General features: G+C 55.4%; 15 protein-coding genes. 5 read left to right on the top strand and 10 right to left on the bottom strand.

What is annotated here, in order from left to right; genetic code table 11:
- Positions 1 to 83 precede the first annotated feature (83 nt).
- Entirely contained in the window at positions 84 to 3,530 is a 3,447-nt protein-coding gene (gene mfd, locus F153LOC_RS04735) for a transcription-repair coupling factor (RefSeq protein WP_102103456.1), read from the top strand.
- A gap of 143 nt (positions 3,531 to 3,673) precedes the next feature.
- Positions 3,674 to 4,633 carry a L,D-transpeptidase family protein gene (locus F153LOC_RS04740; protein ID WP_102103455.1) on the top strand — a complete coding sequence of 320 codons (960 nt, stop codon included), beginning with the start codon at positions 3,674 to 3,676 and terminating at the stop codon, positions 4,631 to 4,633.
- A gap of 78 nt (positions 4,634 to 4,711) precedes the next feature.
- On the opposite strand, the gene bhsA is transcribed toward F153LOC_RS04740, so the two are convergent.
- Positions 4,712 to 4,969 (bottom strand): multiple stress resistance protein BhsA, encoded by a 258-nt coding sequence (bhsA, locus tag F153LOC_RS04745; protein ID WP_100780566.1) that lies wholly within the window; start codon positions 4,967 to 4,969, stop codon positions 4,712 to 4,714.
- 246 nt (positions 4,970 to 5,215) lie between these two features.
- Between bhsA and comR the strand changes: the two genes are divergently transcribed.
- Both comR and F153LOC_RS04755 read left to right on the top strand, forming a co-directional pair.
- The gene (gene comR / locus F153LOC_RS04750) at positions 5,216 to 5,851 is read left to right on the top strand and encodes a TetR family copper-responsive transcriptional repressor ComR (protein WP_100780567.1); all 636 of its coding nucleotides are present in this window, start codon (positions 5,216 to 5,218) and stop codon (positions 5,849 to 5,851) included.
- A gap of 207 nt (positions 5,852 to 6,058) precedes the next feature.
- Positions 6,059 to 8,251 (top strand): TonB-dependent siderophore receptor, encoded by a 2,193-nt coding sequence (locus F153LOC_RS04755; protein WP_102103454.1) that lies wholly within the window; start codon positions 6,059 to 6,061, stop codon positions 8,249 to 8,251.
- A 63-nt stretch (positions 8,252 to 8,314) separates the two neighbouring features.
- Here F153LOC_RS04755 and F153LOC_RS04760 read toward each other — a convergent pair whose 3' ends face one another.
- The 8 genes from F153LOC_RS04760 to hinT form a co-directional block, all read right to left on the bottom strand.
- Positions 8,315 to 8,854 (bottom strand): glycine zipper 2TM domain-containing protein, encoded by a 540-nt coding sequence (locus F153LOC_RS04760; protein WP_100780569.1) that lies wholly within the window; start codon positions 8,852 to 8,854, stop codon positions 8,315 to 8,317.
- A gap of 191 nt (positions 8,855 to 9,045) precedes the next feature.
- Entirely contained in the window at positions 9,046 to 10,350 is a 1,305-nt protein-coding gene (locus F153LOC_RS04765) for an NAD(P)/FAD-dependent oxidoreductase (RefSeq protein WP_100780570.1), read from the bottom strand.
- 236 nt (positions 10,351 to 10,586) lie between these two features.
- On the bottom strand, positions 10,587 to 11,129 hold the full coding sequence (gene ycfP, locus F153LOC_RS04770; protein WP_100780571.1) for an alpha/beta hydrolase YcfP: 543 nt from the start codon (positions 11,127 to 11,129) through the stop codon (positions 10,587 to 10,589).
- Between the two features lie 35 nt (positions 11,130 to 11,164).
- The gene (gene nagZ, locus F153LOC_RS04775) at positions 11,165 to 12,190 is read right to left on the bottom strand and encodes a beta-N-acetylhexosaminidase (protein WP_102103453.1); all 1,026 of its coding nucleotides are present in this window, start codon (positions 12,188 to 12,190) and stop codon (positions 11,165 to 11,167) included.
- Positions 12,191 to 12,201: 11 nt separating this feature from the next.
- Positions 12,202 to 13,026, bottom strand: coding sequence for a thiamine kinase (thiK, locus tag F153LOC_RS04780; RefSeq protein ID WP_102103452.1), 825 nt, complete (start codon positions 13,024 to 13,026; stop codon positions 12,202 to 12,204).
- Positions 13,007 to 13,657 carry a penicillin-binding protein activator LpoB gene (gene lpoB, locus F153LOC_RS04785; RefSeq protein WP_100780574.1) on the bottom strand — a complete coding sequence of 217 codons (651 nt, stop codon included), beginning with the start codon at positions 13,655 to 13,657 and terminating at the stop codon, positions 13,007 to 13,009. The genes thiK and lpoB overlap by 20 nt, the downstream gene beginning before the upstream one ends.
- A gap of 10 nt (positions 13,658 to 13,667) precedes the next feature.
- Positions 13,668 to 14,042, bottom strand: a complete 375-nt coding sequence (locus F153LOC_RS04790; protein ID WP_100780575.1) for a YcfL family protein — start codon at positions 14,040 to 14,042, stop codon at positions 13,668 to 13,670.
- Between the two features lies 1 nt (position 14,043).
- Positions 14,044 to 14,403, bottom strand: coding sequence for a purine nucleoside phosphoramidase (gene hinT / locus F153LOC_RS04795; protein WP_006809243.1), 360 nt, complete (start codon positions 14,401 to 14,403; stop codon positions 14,044 to 14,046).
- Between the two features lie 349 nt (positions 14,404 to 14,752).
- On the opposite strand from hinT, the gene fhuE reads away from it, so the two are divergent.
- A complete protein-coding gene (gene fhuE / locus F153LOC_RS04800; RefSeq protein ID WP_102103451.1) occupies positions 14,753 to 16,963 on the top strand; it encodes a ferric-rhodotorulic acid/ferric-coprogen receptor FhuE in 2,211 nt (736 codons plus the stop codon).
- 226 nt (positions 16,964 to 17,189) lie between these two features.
- Here fhuE and tnpA read toward each other — a convergent pair whose 3' ends face one another.
- A complete protein-coding gene (gene tnpA, locus F153LOC_RS04805) occupies positions 17,190 to 17,627 on the bottom strand; it encodes an IS200/IS605 family transposase (protein ID WP_102105814.1) in 438 nt (145 codons plus the stop codon).
- Positions 17,628 to 17,669: the final 42 nt, after the last annotated feature.

Raw genomic sequence — 17,669 nt, forward strand, 5'->3', positions numbered from 1 at the left:
AGGATAATAAAGACATTGCGTATCAGTGATATGCCCCAATACTGTGTTTAGGGTATATATCCATAAGAGATTCTGACAAAGCCATGCCTGAACAATACCGTTATTCCCTGCCCGGCAAAGCGGGTGACCAGCGCCAGCTAGGCGAACTGACGGGCGCCGCCTGCGCCACGCTGGTCGCAGAGATCGCTGAGCGCCACGCGGGCCCGGTGGTGCTGGTTGCCCCCGATATGCAAAACGCGCTTCGTCTGCACGACGAGATCCGCCAGTTTACCGACAGCCTGGTGTTTAACCTGGCCGACTGGGAAACCCTGCCCTACGACAGTTTTTCCCCCCATCAGGAGATTATCTCCTCGCGCCTCTCCACCCTCTATCAGCTGCCGTCGATGCAGCGCGGGGTGTTGATCGTTCCGGTGAATACCCTGATGCAGCGCGTGTGTCCGCACAGCTACCTGCACGGCCACGCGCTGGTGATGAAAAAAGGCCAGCGCCTGTCGCGCGATGCCCTGCGTGCGCAGCTCGACAGCGCAGGCTATCGCCACGTCGACCAGGTGATGGAGCACGGCGAATACGCCACGCGCGGCGCACTGCTTGATCTCTACCCGATGGGCAGCGATCAGCCGTACCGTCTGGATTTCTTTGATGATGAAATCGACAGCCTGCGGGTATTCGACCCGGACACCCAGCGCACGCTGGAAGAGGTTGAGGCGATCAATTTACTGCCTGCCCACGAATTCCCGACGGACAAAACCGCCATCGAACTGTTCCGCAGCCAGTGGCGCGATAAGTTCGATGTGAAGCGTGACGCCGAGCACATCTATCAGCAGGTGAGCAAAGGCACCCTGCCAGCAGGCATTGAATACTGGCAGCCGCTGTTCTTCAGCGAGCCGCTTCCGGCCCTGTTCAGCTATTTCCCGGCCAAAACCCTGATCGTCAATACCGGCGATCTCGACGCCAGCGCCACCCGCTTTGAGAGCGAAACCCGCGCCCGTTTTGAAAACCGTGGCGTCGACCCGATGCGCCCGCTGTTGCCGCCGGAGCAGCTGTGGTTACGCACCGACGAGCTGTTTTCAGAGCTGAAAAAATGGCCGCGCGTACAGCTCAAAACGGAGAGTCTGCCGGACAAAGCCGCGAACACTAACCTGGCGTTTAAGACGCTGCCGGACCTGTCCGTTCAGGCGCAGCAAAAATCGCCGCTGGATAATCTGCGCAAGTTTCTCGAATCCTTTACCGGCCCGGTGATTTTCTCGGTAGAAAGTGAAGGCCGTCGCGAGGCGCTCGGCGAACTGCTGGCGCGCATCAAAGTGTCGCCAAAACGGATCTTGCGTCTCGACGAAGCCGCCGATAACGGCCGCTATCTGATGATTGGCTCTGCCGAGCACGGTTTTATCGATACCCTGAATAATCGGGCGCTGATCTGCGAAAGCGATCTCCTTGGCGAGCGCGTGGCGCGTCGTCGACAGGACAATCGTCGCACCATCAACCCGGACACGCTGATTCGCAACCTGGCCGAGCTGCACGTCGGCCAGCCGATTGTGCATCTCGAGCACGGCGTGGGGCGCTACGCGGGAATGACCACCCTCGAAGCGGGCGGGATCACTGCCGAATATCTGATGATCACCTATCTCGGTGACGCAAAACTCTATGTCCCGGTCTCCTCTCTGCATCTGATCAGCCGCTACGCCGGTGGCGCGGAAGAGAGTGCTCCGCTGCATAAACTGGGCAGCGACGCCTGGACCCGCGCGCGGCAGAAAGCCGCCGAAAAAGTGCGTGATGTGGCGGCCGAGCTGCTGGATATTTACGCCCAGCGCGCAGCGAAATCCGGCTACGCCTTCAAACACGATAAAGATCAGTATCAGCTGTTCTGCGACAGCTTCCCGTTTGAAACCACGCCGGATCAGGCTCAGGCCATCAACGCTGTCCTAAGCGATATGTGTCAGCCGCTGGCGATGGACCGTCTGGTGTGCGGCGACGTCGGCTTCGGCAAAACCGAAGTGGCGATGCGCGCGACCTTCCTCGCCGTCGAAAACAACAAACAGGTTGCTGTGCTGGTGCCCACCACGCTGCTGGCGCAACAGCACTACGACAACTTCCGCGACCGCTTTGCCAACTGGCCGGTGCGTATTGAGATGCTGTCGCGTTTTCGCAGCGCCAAAGAGCAGACGCAGATTCTCGAGCAGGCCAGCGAAGGTAAAATCGACATTCTGATCGGCACCCACAAACTGCTGCAAAGCGACGTGAAGTGGAAAGATTTGGGCCTGCTGATTGTCGATGAAGAGCATCGCTTCGGCGTGCGTCACAAAGAACGGATCAAAGCGATGCGCGCGGATGTCGATATCCTGACCCTCACCGCGACCCCGATCCCGCGTACGCTGAATATGGCGATGAGCGGGATGCGCGATCTGTCGATCATTGCCACTCCACCGGCCCGTCGTCTGGCGGTGAAAACTTTTGTCCGCGAGTACGACAGCCTGGTGGTGCGCGAGGCGATCCTGCGTGAAGTCCTGCGCGGCGGCCAGGTGTACTACCTCTATAACGACGTGGAAAATATTCAGAAAGCGGCGGATAAACTGGCGGAGCTGGTGCCGGAGGCGCGCATTGCCATCGGCCACGGCCAGATGCGCGAGCGCGAGCTGGAGCGGGTGATGAACGATTTCCATCACCAGCGTTTCAACGTGCTGGTCTGTACCACCATTATCGAAACCGGGATCGACATTCCGACGGCGAACACCATCATTATCGAACGGGCCGATCACTTTGGCCTGGCACAGCTCCATCAGTTGCGCGGTCGTGTCGGGCGTTCTCACCATCAGGCCTACGCCTGGCTGCTGACGCCGCCCCCGAAAGCGATGACCACCGACGCGCAAAAACGTCTGGAAGCCATCGCTTCGCTGGAAGATCTGGGTGCAGGTTTTGCACTGGCGACCCACGATCTGGAGATCCGCGGCGCTGGCGAGCTGCTCGGCGAAGACCAGAGCGGATCGATGGAAACCATCGGCTTCTCGCTTTACATGGAGCTGCTGGAAAACGCCGTCGATGCGCTGAAAGAGGGACGCGAACCGTCGCTGGAAGATCTCACCAGCCAGCAAACGGAAGTGGAACTGCGGATGCCATCCCTGCTGCCGGACGATTTTATCCCGGACGTCAACACGCGCCTGTCATTCTACAAACGCATCGCCAGTGCTAAAAATGAGGCGGAGCTGGAGGAGATCAAAGTCGAGCTGATCGACCGCTTTGGCCTGCTGCCGGATGCAGCGCGTAACCTGCTGGATATCGCGCGTCTGCGCCAGCTGGCTCAGAAACTGGGCATTCGCAAGCTGGAAGGTAATGATAAAGGCGGTGTAATTGAGTTTGCCGAGAAGAACCACGTCGACCCGATGTGGCTCATCGGCCTGCTGCAGAAGCAACCGCAACACTTCCGCCTTGATGGCCCGACGCGTCTGAAGTTCATGCAAGAACTGAGCGACCGCAAAACGCGGATGGAATGGGTCCGTAACTTTATGCGCCAGCTCGAAGAGAACGCGGCGGCATAACCTCGTGGCCGGGCGGCGATATCACCGCCCGGCCATTAATTTACAAACTCTTTGCACTTCTCCTGATTTCCCGACACGCCCCCTGGTCATAATCATCAATTAACTTTTGAATAACAATAACCTTAGTATTTCCATGGAATTGAGTGATGATGACTCTGCGTTTTACTCGCTGGATAACCCTGATTGCCCTCGCGGCGACCGTCGCCCTCGCCCTGCCCGCGCGTGCGAATACCTGGCCGCTGCCCCCTGCCGGTAGTCGTCTGGTGGGCGAAAACCGTTTTCACGTCGTAGAAAATGACGGCGGTTCGCTGGAGGCGATAGCCAAAAAATATAACGTCGGTTTTCTGGCGTTACTGCAGGCTAACCCGGGCGTTGATCCCTACGTGCCACGCCCTGGCAGCGTGCTAACTATCCCGCTGCAAACCCTGTTACCTGACGCACCGCGCGAAGGTTTGGTGATTAACCTCGCCGAACTGCGCCTCTACTATTACCCGCCGGGTAAAAATGAGGTGACAGTCTACCCTATCGGAATTGGTCAGTTGGGCGGCGACACCTTAACGCCGACCATGGTGACCACCGTTTCGGATAAACGCGCCAACCCGACCTGGACGCCGACGGCCAATATCCGCGCACGTTATAAAGCCCAGGGCATTGATCTGCCCGCTGTGGTTCCGGCAGGGCCGGATAACCCAATGGGCCATCACGCGATTCGCCTCGCGGCCTACGGCGGCGTCTATTTGCTGCATGGAACCAACGCGGACTTTGGCATCGGCATGCGCGTCAGCTCAGGCTGCATTCGCCTGCGCGACGGCGATATTGAGACTCTGTTCCGCGTGATTACCCCAGGCACGAAGGTCAATATCATCAATACGCCGATAAAAGTGTCGGAAGAGCCGGGCGGAAAACGTCTGGTGGAGGTCCACCAGCCGCTGTCGAAAAACATTGGCGACGATCCGCAAACGCTGCCGATTGTCCTGAACGCAGCAATGCAAAACTTCAAAGCGCGCGCGGACAGCGCGGTGATGGAAAAAGCGATGGACGTACGCTCGGGTATGCCGGTGGATGTGACGCCGCATCACGACGTGGCTCAGCAAGCGCTTTAAAGCACAAGAGACAAAAAAGGCCCTGCGAAATCGCAGGGCCTTTTTTTTAACAGTGGCTTTATGAGGGTTAAGCCAGGCTTATTTGTAGATAACCGCAGTACCGTGCAGGGTGTTCGGACCGGTCACAGAGGTGATACGGAAAGATTTCGCACCCATGGCGTCGGCTTTCTGCGCTAACTGATCTTCCAGTGAGCTCAGGTTAGTCCCTGCGTTGGCAGAGATGGTGCCCACTTTCTGCTGGTCAGCAGGGGTGGATTGCACTTCGACAGCCGCGAAGCTGGCAAATGACAGAGAACTCAGTACAGCAGCAGCGATGAGGGTATTGATGGTTTTCATGATAATTAGCCTTTAACAGATGAATTTGGGAGGTCGTTAGTTATTTACTTAACGATCGATAGGTAAATGATAGTTGTGATCCAGGTCACACGTCAACATAATTTTATAACGACCGTTAAATTAATTTTAAACCTCTTATTTTTCATACCCATATGATTAATTTATTTTTGTGAAATGAGTGCTGGTCGGCGCAGGCTATTATTTTTATAATGATCATTCAACAAACCAACAAAGGTACAACGGCACATGACAACCGACGTCACGAGTTGCGCAAAAAAAAGCCGTGGCCGACCGAAAGTGTTCGACAGGGATGCGGCGCTCGATAAGGCCATGACACTCTTCTGGCAGCATGGGTATGAAGCCACCTCGCTCTCCGACCTGGTCGAAGCGACAGGTGCGAAAGCCCCCACGCTGTATGCAGAATTCACCAATAAAGAAGGCCTGTTCCGCGCAGTGCTGGATCGCTATATCGCGCGCTTTGCGGCAAAACATGAAGCCCAGCTGTTCTGCGAAGAGAAAACCGTTGAACAGGCTTTGCAGGATTATTTCGCGGCTATCTCCGCCTGCTTTACCAGCAAAGACACGCCTGCGGGCTGCTTTATGATTAACACCTCCGCCACGCTTGCCGCCGCGTCGAAAGACATTGCGAATACCGTGAAATCGCGCCACGCCATGCAGGAAGAGACTCTGGGCGCGTTTTTAAGCCAACGCCAAAAGCGGGGTGAAATTCCGGCGCACTGCGACACCGTCGAACTGACGCAATTTTTAAGCTGCGTCCTGCAGGGGATGTCGATCAGCGCGCGTGAAGGCGCAAGCCTTGAAAAGCTGCAAAGTATCTCTCGCACCACGCTACGCCTGTGGCCTGAACTGCTGAAACTCTGATTATCAGGGCGGGCAACCGCCCTTTTCTTTTTCCTTCCCCTTTTCCCCTCTCGTTTTCACGTTCGCGCCTGTAAACCCTCTTATTTCAGCGGGTTGATAATGAGACTCTTTATCGGCAAAATTCGCGTTTACATTTGTTTCACAATGTTTCCATTGTGTGATTTGACCTGCCAATAACAAAGAGCAAAAGCTCAACAAGGAATGATGATGAAAAAGAGCCTCTGGGTGCTCAACCCTGTCCTGCTGGCCATCGCGATGCCGCTGTATGCAGAACAAAAGAGCGAAGAAAATCTGGTTGTCAGCGCCAACCGCAGCCACCGCACCGTCGCCGAAATGGCGCAGACCACGTGGATCATTGAAGGTCAGGAGATTGAACAGCAGGTTCAGGGCGGGAAAGAGTTTAAAGATATTCTCGGCCAGCTAATCCCAGGGATGGACGTCAGCAGCCAGGGGCGCACCAACTATGGCATGAATATGCGTGGTCGCGCGATCGTCGTGCTGATTGACGGCGTACGGCTGAACTCCTCGCGAACCGACAGCCGCCAGCTCGATTCCATTGATCCGTTCAATATTGAGCATATCGAAGTCATCTCCGGCTCGACGTCACTCTACGGCGGCGGCAGTACCGGCGGGCTGATCAATATCGTCACCAAAAAAGGCCAGCCGGAGACCCAGGTTGATCTGGAACTGGGCGGAAAAAGCGGCTTTAACAACAGTGACGATCGCGACGAGCGAGTGGCGGCGGCCGTTAGCGGCGGCAATGATAACGCCTCGGGCCGTCTGTCTGTGGCGTATCAGCGCTTCGGCGGCTGGTACGATGGCAATGGCGATGCGCTGACCTTCGACAACACCCAGACGGGTTTGCAGCACTCCGATCGTCTGGATGTGATGGGAACCGGCACCATTGAAATTGACGAGACCCGTCAGCTGCAGCTGGTGACTCAGTATTACAAAAGCCAGGGTGACGACGATTACGGGCTTTATCTGGATAAAAACATGAGCGCCGTCACCGGGAACGGCACGGCCCGCACGTCCAAAGGCTTTAGCTCAGATCGTATTCCTGGCACCGAGCGTCACCTCGTCAGCCTGCAATATTCCGATACGGATTTCTGGGGTCAGGAGCTGGTCGGGCAGATCTATTATCGCGACGAATCCCTGCGTTTTTACCCGTTCCCGACGGTGGCCAAAGGTGACATCACCAGTTTCTCCGCCTCCGAGCAGAACACGGATCAGTACGGCGCGAAGCTGACCTTAAACAGCACTCCGCTCGACGGCTGGCAGCTCACCTGGGGTATTGATGCCGACCATGAAACCTTTGATTCCAACCAGATGTTCTTCGACCTCGCCGATTCCGTCCCTTCCGGCGGGATGAATAATCAGTCGGCCTACAGCACCGGGCGCTATCCGGGCTACAGCATCACCAATTTCGCTCCGTTCCTGCAAAACAGCTATGACATCAACGAGGTGTTTACCCTCAGCGGCGGCGTGCGCTATCAGTGGACGGAAAACCGCGTCGATGATTTCATCGGCTATACCCAGCAGCAGACCATTGCCAAAGGCGGCGCACTCTCTGCGGATGCTATTCCGGGCGGGAAAACGGATTACGATAATGTCCTGTTTAACGCCGGGATCCTGGCACACCTGACCGAGCGTCAGCAGGTCTGGTTTAACTTCTCTCAGGGCGTGGAACTGCCGGATCCGGGAAAATATTACGGTAACGGTAGCTATAGCAAACCTGATGCCCAGGGCCATCTGGCGCTGCTGAAAAGCGTTAACCCGAACGATGCGAAGCTTGAAGGGATTAAGGTCGACTCCTACGAGCTGGGCTGGCGTTTTACGGGCGACCAGCTGCACACACAGATCGCGGCCTATTACTCCTTGTCGGATAAATCCATTGATATCAACCGCGCTGACATGACTATCGACGTGAATCCGCAGAAGCGGCGCATCTACGGTGTGGAAGGCGCAGTGGATTATTTCATTCCTGAGAGCGACTGGAGTCTCGGCGGGAATGTTAACGTTCTGAAGTCAGAGATTAAAACCAACGGTTCCTGGGAAAAATGGGATGTGACTCAGGCGTCGCCATCCAAAGCGACGGCCTACGTCGGCTGGGCACCGGAGCCGTGGGCGCTGCGCCTGCAAACGCAGCAAGCCTTTGATCTGAGCGATGCGGCGGGCAATAAGCTGAACGGTTATAACACCGTTGATTTCATCGGCAGCTACCAGCTTCCGCTCGGTAAACTGTCGTTTAGCGTCGAAAACCTGCTGGATAAAGAGTACACCACCGTCTGGGGACAGCGCGCTCCACTGCTCTACAGCCCAACTTACGGGAATGCGGGGCTGTACGAGTATAAAGGCCGTGGACGCACCTTCGGTCTGAGCTACGCCCTGACCTTCTGACGGGAAAAAAAAAGGCTCCTCAGCCTGAGCGTTTGAGGAGCCAAATTAATAATACCGCTTTTTTTACACCTTGTTATTCAGAACCAGCTGACCGTTACTGTCGAGTGGGATCTGGGTGCCAGGATCTTTATCCATGCGGATTTTCCCCTGCTGATCGCCAATCTTGTAGGTCACATCGTAGCCAAGCATTTTTTCTGATTTGTCGTACACCGTTTTACAACGCTGCTGCGTCGTGGTGTAGGTGTCGTTGTCCTGCATTGCGCCCTGAACCTGGTGACCGGCATAGCCGCCACCCAGTGCGCCGACGACGGTCGCGACATCTTTCCCGCGTCCCCCACCGAACTGATGACCAATCACACCACCGGCAACCGCACCCAGCACTGAGCCTGCGATACGGTTTTCATCCTGCACCGGACGACGGTGAGTCACCGCCACGTTGCGGCACTCCTGACGAGGGGTTTTCACCGACTCGGTAATCGGGGTGGCAGAAACAACCTGAGCATACTGCGGGCCGCGTTCGAACACGTTAAGACTGGCCACTGCTGCCACGCCCAGCGCTGCAGCCACGCCAATCCCTATACCCGCCAACATAGATTTATTCACGGGGCTTCCTCCTTTGTTGCTATTGGTAACAATTTTGCAATCGAAGAGTGAGTTCGCCAATCGGAATAACGCTCAAAAAGAGAGAGGTAAAATGAAAAGGGACGCGTTTCAGAGAACTCTTAAGTACTCTGACGAAGTTTGTCAGCAGGAAATGCTAAAAAGTCCCTCCGGGAGCCGGAGGGACTGAAAGATTAGTGCAGTTTGAGGCGAGGACGGATCACGCGGTTGATACTGCCCACCAGCATCATCAGCCCGGTTTTGAAGTAACCGTGCAGCGCGACCTGGTGCATACGGTACAGCGAGATGTAAACGAAGCGTGCGATACGCCCTTCAACCATCATCGAGCCGCGCATCAGGTTACCCATCAGACTGCCCACGGTGGAGAAGTTAGACAGGGAGACCAGCGAGCCATGGTCTTTATAGACGTAGGACTTCATCGCTTTGCCTTTGGTCTGCGCCAGAATGTTGTGCAGCGCCAGGCTTGCCATCTGGTGCGCGGCCTGCGCGCGCGGCGGCACGAATCCACCTTCAGGACGTGCGCAGGAGGCGCAGTCGCCAATGGCGAAGATGTCCGGATCGCGTGTGGTCTGAAGCGTTGGCTCCACTACCAGCTGGTTGATACGGTTGGTTTCCAGCCCGCCAATCTCTTTCATGAAATCAGGTGCTTTAATACCCGCCGCCCAGACCATCAGATCGGCCTGAATATACTCGCCGTCTTTGGTGTGCAGGCCGCCGGTATCGGCGCTGGTGACCATGGTTTGCGTCAGAACGCGCACGCCCATTTTGGTCAGCTCGTTATGCGCTGCGCCGGAAATACGCGGTGGCAGCGCAGGCAGAATGCGTTCGCCCGCTTCGACCAGCGTCACGTTCAGCGCTTCGTTGGTCAGCCCTTTGTAACCGTAGCTGTGCAGCTGTTTCACCGCGTTGTGCAGTTCCGCTGAAAGTTCAACGCCCGTCGCCCCGCCGCCGACAATCGCGATATTCACTTTGCCGCTCGCGCCGAGGTTGTTGGAGTATTTCAGGAACAGGTTCAGCATTTCCTGATGGAAACGACGTGCCTGATGCGGGTTATCCAGGAAGATGCAGTTTTCTTTCACGCCTGGCGTGTTGAAGTCGTTCGAGGTGCTTCCCAGCGCCATCACCAGCGTGTCGTACGGCAGCTTGCGCTCAGGCACCAGCAGCTCGCCTTTCTCGTCACGCAGCTCGGCCAGGGTGATGGTTTTGCTTTCGCGGTTGATATCCATCACGGAGCCCAGCTGGAACTGGAAATCGTGATTACGCGCATGCGCCAGATAGCTCAGGGCATCAACACCTTCGTCCAGTGAACCGGTGGCCACTTCATGCAGCAACGGTTTCCACAGATGGCTGTGGTTACGATCGACCAGCGTAATTTTGGCTTTTTTGCCACGGCCCAGCTTTTTGCCGAGTTGCGTAGCCAGCTCCAGCCCACCTGCGCCGCCGCCTACAATTACTATCTTTTTCAATGGCGTAGTCAATGTGACCCCCTCAAATTATTAACCAATTGTTAATTAAAAGTTATGATAATAACCCTTAATTAACAACAGGTTACAGCACTGAAACCATTCAGGTGCATTGAGAATAACACGCCAGGCGCATTGGTCATACCAAAATTGATATGAATCAAGTTTTGATGATTTAAATTTGTACAATTGTAGCAAAAGAGAAAGCCCGGCTCGCTTGCGCGGCCGGGCCTGGAGTCGATCAGAGGGGTTTAGCCCAGGGTCTTGAAGGCTTTGATGCGCTGAAGGTGCGGGGAGATATTTTTGAATTTGTGGGTCTGTTCTTCGTCCCAGACAATTTCATAATAGTGATGCAACAGCTCCGCCGCACGGTGATTATCCAGCGCCTCGTCGTTGCGGGAGAGGATCGCCATGCAGCGGTCGCGGTTCTTCTCGCGGAAGTTACTGACGCATTTGGTGGCGATATCCACGTACTCTTCCGGGCGGTCGATCTTGCCTTCCATGTTCTCGTTAGGGAACAAATTCGGATTGAACACTACCTGGCGAATATCGCAGAGAAAGCCGATCCGCTCTGCCCAGTAGCCGCCGAGGCCCACACCGCAAATCAGCGGGCGATCGTCGACGTTGAGTTGCAGCATCTTGTCCACTTCTTTGAGCAGATGCGCCATATCGTGTTTCGGGTGGCGCGTGCTGTAGCTAATCAGCCGCACGTCCGGGTCGATGAACTGCAGTTGCAGCACTTTCTCATGATTACCAGGACTGTTCGAATCAAAACCGTGCAAATAAATGATCATTGTTTCCTCACCACACGACGCCTTCCAGGAGGGGGTTATTGACCTGCTTTGTGTGCCTGCCAGCGCTCATTGAGTGCTTCAAGCTCAGCGTTCACCGTCTTCCAGCGAGCCGAGCTCATCAGCTCCTGACGGCTAAATGAACCTTTATGATACAATTGTGTAACACGTTCAGCATTGATCGGCGACAGGTTATCTAACACGCTAACCGCCCCTTTACGATTATTGCAGACCAGGATCATATCGCAACCCGCATCCAGCGACGCCTGACCGCGCTCGGCATAGCTGCCCATAATGGCTGCGCCTTCCATCGACAGATCGTCGGAGAAGATCACGCCGTTAAAGCCCAGCTCCTGACGTAATACGGTTTTCAGCCAGTGCGCAGAGCCGCTGGCCGGACGCGGATCGACGTCGCTGTAAATCACGTGCGCGGGCATGATGGCGTCGAGTTTGTTGTCAGTAATGAGCGAACGAAAAACGGACATATCTTTGGCGCGGATCTCCGCCTCAGGGCGCGGATCGCGCGGCGTCTCTTTGTGGGAATCCGCCGTCACAGCGCCGTGCCCCGGGAAGTGTTTCCCGGTGGTTTTCATACCGGCGTCGTGCATTCCGTCGATAAAACGCGTTGCCATCGCCAGGGCGATCTGCGGATCTTCATGATAAGAACGCTCGCCAATCGCCGCGCTGATATGCCCGACATCCAGCACCGGCGCAAAGCTGATATCAATATCCATAGCGATCATTTCGCTCGCCATCAGCCAGCCTGCATCCTGCGCCAGCTTGCCGCCCTGCTCCGTTCCCAGCAGTGCAGCAAAAGATTGCGCCGCCGGCAGACGGGTAAAGCCCTCGCGAAAACGCTGGACGCGTCCGCCTTCCTGATCGACCGCCACCACCAGATGGTTACGGGACGCCGCACGGATCTGACGCACCAGCTCGCGCAGCTGCGCGGGATCGTGATAGTTGCGGGTAAACAGAATGAGCCCACCCACCAGCGGATGCGCCAGAATATCGCGCTCTTCCGCATCCAGTTCATACCCTTCGACATCCAACATTACTGGACCCACACGAACCTCTCTTATCCTTTAGTTTGTAACTGACGCCAGACGTCATCTGCCAGCGCGATAAATTGTTTGTCAGCCGATTGCTGAAAGCGTAATTCGAACCACCCGGCCATCATCATCAGTACCCAGGGCCGCCAGCGCTGCACCTGCTTTTTCAGTTGATGCGCATCAATGTTCGCCGTTTTGGCGTAGACATCGATAAACTCCTGGCGGACATTTTCCGTCGGCATCCATAGGGACGCCAGCTCAAGCCCTACGTCGCCATCACCAGCATATTCCCAGTCGATCAGCCGCTCGCCTGCCGGCGTATGCACAATGTTTCCGGCATGAACGTCCATATGCAGCGGCACCAGCCGCAGGGGCTGCGGTTCGCCGCGCTGACGCAGACGTTTTAGCGTAGCCAGCCAGAACGGCGTGCGTCTGGCAGGATCGGCCCCTTGCCAGTAGGCATCGAGCAGCGGTAACAGGGTAATTCGCCAGCCCAGACGGGATTGTCGGTGCAGATAATACAGCATGCCTGCGAGGGTTTGGGTATCCGGAAGCTCGCTTTTGATCTCGCCCACAAGATACTCCACCGCCATCCAGTCGCGATGAAAGCAGTGCGGCTTTGGCACCAGATCGGCAGGCAGACGGCGCAAGGCGTGGTACTGACGGCGAAAACAGAACGCGGGCCCGCTCGCATCGTGGCGCAGACGTAACACCAGACGGCGCTCGCCCTGTTCAATAATGCAACTCGCGCCGCTAAACCCGGCGTGGGTTTGCGGCGCGACAAGGCGATACTGAGGGAAGTAGCGCGAAACGATCGTTTCGCGCGTGACGTTATTGTTGTGTAACGGCACCTTTACCTGACCAGATAATCTCACCCGTTTGAACCAGCATCAGCTGCATTTGCAGGGCTGGCGTATTGACGTTGCCGGTGGCGTTGGAATAGAGCACATACTGCGCGCCAACGTTACGGGCGATACCAATCGCTTTGCTGCGCGAGCCCAGACTGTCCTGCGGTGACAGGCCCAGTTGCTGCTTCGCAACCGACAGTTGCTGCACGGAGACCAGCGTAAACTTGCCGTTATTCGCCAGCGCATTGCGCAGGGTTTCGGTGGCTTCACCGGCATTCAGCGAACCGTTGGTGCGGTTGTTCACGCTGTCCACCAGCAGCACGCTGCCTGCGGTAACACCCTGTGCCTGCAGCATTTTGCCGACCATCGGCTGCATCGCGCCGTTCCAGTCATAGTGGCGAACGCGTGGCGCAGGCTGCGAGGTTTGATCCGGATGTTCAATCGGGCCTGGCTGTTCAGGAATCGTTGGCACGGACGGCACCGTTGGAACCGGCTCCGTCGGGGTCACTGGCTGTTCAGTGCCCGGTTTGGCCTCATCAACGGGCGCGGGTTGCTGTTCCGTACGGGTGATACATCCCGACAGGAACAGCGCAAAAGCGGTAACGAGCGCGTAACGGCCCAAATTCTTAATCAAGGTTCACCCCTTACAAATAAAGATAAAGTCTGACCTTATGCGCACCCAGATAATTAGCGCTGCCATAAAGCGTGACCGACGAATTCGCCGGAATAACGACGCTGCGCGGCGCTTCAAGTGGATGCATCTCGAGGCCTCTTACGTCATACCAGTAAAACCGATAGTGGACGGTGACAGGCTCATGTCGTTCGTTATAGAGCGTAGAGGACGCCGACGGCTGAATTTCACTGACCGTCAGCGACGGTGCTTCTGCGGTGATGCCCGCCGCCAGTACCGACGACTCCATCACCAGCGTCTGTTCGTCGCTGACCGGGATCGCGGGACGCGAGCTACAGCCCGCCATTACCATCGCCAGGAGCAGAACAGCGATACGCCCTCTTTGCATGTTAAAGACCTTTATGCGCCAGCATCGGACCCAGCGGACGACCGCCCAGCAGATGCATGTGAATATGATAAACTTCCTGCCCACCATGACGATTGCAGTTCATGATCAGACGGTATCCGTCTTCGGCAATCCCTTCCTGCTCAGCAATTTTCGCTGCTACCGTCAGCATACGGCCTAATGCCACTTCATGCTCAGTTTTCACGTCATTAACGGTCGGAATCAGAATATTGGGGATAATAAGGATGTGTGTCGGAGCCTGAGGCGAAATGTCGCGGAAAGCAGTGACCAGTTCATCCTGATACACGATATCCGACGGGATTTCACGGCGGATAATTTTACTGAAAATGGTTTCTTCAGCCATGACGTTTTCCTTTTTGGTTTAATCTGGCGTGGCGTGACCGGCAAAGGCTGACATACGGCAATTGCCCGTGACACAACACAAGAGTATGAGCGAGTTTCTCCTGTCCTTTCAACCTTATCCCGTTATTTCTTTCTTTAACGTCCAATGGATGGTCGCTGATTGACCATTCCCCCCCCGGAATGAACTGAAACATAATTTCAGTGGCAATGGTTACATCTGTTTACACGGTTAAATCAAATGCGTATATTTCGCATTTGCATTTTCATGCGCATTTTCAACATAGAAATGACCTCCGACCGTTATCGGGACTGGGGCAAAAAATTACCATTCACTCAGAAAGGGTTTGATAATGTCTTTCATTAATCACACCAGGGATGGGCAACGTCAGTCTGTCGCAACACCTTCGTTGCTGGCAGCCTGTATTGCTATGGCATTGATGCCGACCGCAAGTTTCGCTGAAACGAATCCAGAAGATACCGTTGTCGTTGACGGGGCTGATAACGCGCAAGACCAAAATAGCGCGCAGGATAAGGATTACAGCGTCAAAACCACCACGACCGGCACCAAATTACTGCTGGTTCCGCGTGATATTCCCCAGTCGGTCAGCGTCATGAGCCAGCAGCGTATGCAGGATCAGGAGCTGAACACCATTGGCGCGGTGCTGGATAATACCGTCGGTGTGAGTGCGTCTCGCATCGATACCAGCCGTACCAACTTCTATTCTCGCGGTTTCTTCATCAGCAACTTTGCCTATGAAGATATGCCCACTTTCCTCGATAACCGCTGGAATTTTGGTGATACCGCAGGCGACACGGCCATTTTCGACAAAATCGAAGTGGTGCGCGGCGCAGCCGGCCTGATGAGCGGAACGGGTAACCCATCCGCCTACGTCAACATGGTGCGTAAACACGCCGACAGCAAAGAGTTCAAAGGCAACGTCTCCGCCACCTATGGCAGCTGGGACAAACAGCGTTACGTGATGGATCTGCAGGCACCGCTGACGGAATCCGGCAATGTGCGCGGGCGCGTGATCGCCGGTTATGAAGACCGCGACTCCTGGGTTGAACGTAACCATTACCGTAAGAAGTTTGTCTCCGGGATCCTCGACGCAGACATTACGGACTCCACCACCCTCTCCCTGGGCTATGACTACCAGGAGAGCGAAGAGGACAGCCCGACCTGGGGCGGTTTCCCGTCCATGTTCAGCGATGGCAGCAAAACCGATTTCCGCCGCGGCTTTAACACGGCGGCCGACTGGACTTACTCCAACAACGACTCTACCAAGGTCTTCGCTAACCTGACGCAGCGCTTTGATAACGGCTGGGAAGCCAAAGTTAACGCCATGCATGCGGAAACCAATTTTGACAGCAAGCTGATGTACATCGACGGTTATCCGGATAAAACAACCGGCCTGTACGATGCCTCCAGCTGGTACGGCGCCTGGGGCGGCTGGAACCGGGGCGAACGTAAACAGGACTCTGTGGATGCGTTCGTGCGCGGCGGCTATGAGCTGCTGGGCCGTCAGCACGAAGTCATGTTTGGCGGCAGCTACAGCCGTCAGCGCAATAACTATGACAACTCCTATCCGGTTAACGATAACTATGGCCTGATGGATGTCGGCAGCATTTACGATTACAACGGCAAACTGGCTGATCCGAGCTGGTCCGGCTTCTCGCTCTATCAGCGTGATGTCATCCGTCAGAAATCAGTCTATGGCGCCACCCGCCTGTCACTGGCCGATCCGCTGCACCTGATTCTGGGCGCGCGTTACACCGAGTGGAGTGCGAAGTACAACCTGGAGCGTCAACCCGACGAAATCCGCAACGCGAAGTTCGATGACGTCACGCCATACGCGGGCCTGATCTATGACATCGACGATACCTGGTCGGTCTACGGGAGCTATACCTCTATCTTCCAGCCAACGGGCCAGCGCGATATCAACAGCAAGTTTATCGACCCGACCACCGGTAAGAGCTATGAAGCCGGTGTAAAAGGCGACTGGTTCAACACCCGTCTGACCGCGACGGTTGCTGTCTTCCGTATCGAGCAGGACAACGTGGCCGTTAATACCGGGACAACGATCCCAGGCTCCGGCGGCCAGTCGGCGTATAAATCTGTGGATGGTACCGTCAGTAAAGGTATCGAATTCGAACTGAACGGCGCGTTGACCGATAACTGGCAGCTGACCTTCGGTGGAAGCCGGTACATTGCAGATGATGAGAATGGCGCCGCAGTAAACCCAGGCCAGCCGCGTACGTCACTGAAACTGTTTACCCGTTACCAGCTGCCAATGCTGCCTGAGCTGACCGTGGGCGGTGGCGCTCGCTGGCAGAACAAAACCTGGCAGGATATCGATAACGGCCCGAACGGCGTGAAGCAGATTACTCAGGATGGCTATACCGTAGTCGATCTCTTTACCCGCTATCAGGTCACCAAAAACTTCTCGGTTCAGGGCAACCTGAACAACGTGTTTGACGAAGAGTATTACGATTACCTGGGCACTTATGGTGTCTATGGCGCACCGCGTAACTTCTCTGTGAGCGGAAGCTACAGTTTCTAAGTTCGCCGTGATTTAGCCGTGAATACGAAGGGAGCCGAAAGGCTCCCTTTTTTTATTGGAGTAAACGCAGGATGGTATTTCCGCTTACCCTCTCTACAAAACCGTATGCCCGGTAAACGCAACGCCAGTGAGCGTATGCTGGCCAGTAAAAAACCACCTGCATAGCAGGTGGCATTGATAACGCCCCATAGGGGCGTACTAAGTCCAGACTCTGAGAGCCTTCCCTTCACACCTCTTTTAGTGGAAGCTGGCTCTCTTCAACTTCATGCTTTTCCTGATATTTCACGTACTTTCTGATCATTTCTTCATTTATACCTACGGTATCCACGCAGTAACCTCGTGCCCAAAAGTGATTTCCCCACAGCTTGTTCTTCCGCAGGTGGGGAAATTTGCTGAACAACCTAAGGGCTGTTTTACCTTTCAAATGACCGATCACATGTGAAATAGAAAGACGTGGCGGGACTTTTACCAGTAGATGGACATGATCTATCTGAACATTCAGCTCTACCACTTCTATCCCGAGCTGCTCGCTTGAGATCCTTATCTGCCTGTAGACCTCTTTACCAACATTGTTCCTAAGGATGCGAAATCGGTACTTGGGTGTCCATACGATATGATATTGACAACACCAGAGCACATGAGATGCTTTCTGGAATCTACTCATGGTTAAATCCTTATCAGTTATGGGGATAACAGATTCGGATTT

It is taken from the genome of Lelliottia sp. F153 (assembly GCF_002870005.1).
GTDB classification, from domain to species: Bacteria; Pseudomonadota; Gammaproteobacteria; order Enterobacterales; family Enterobacteriaceae; genus Enterobacter; species Enterobacter nimipressuralis.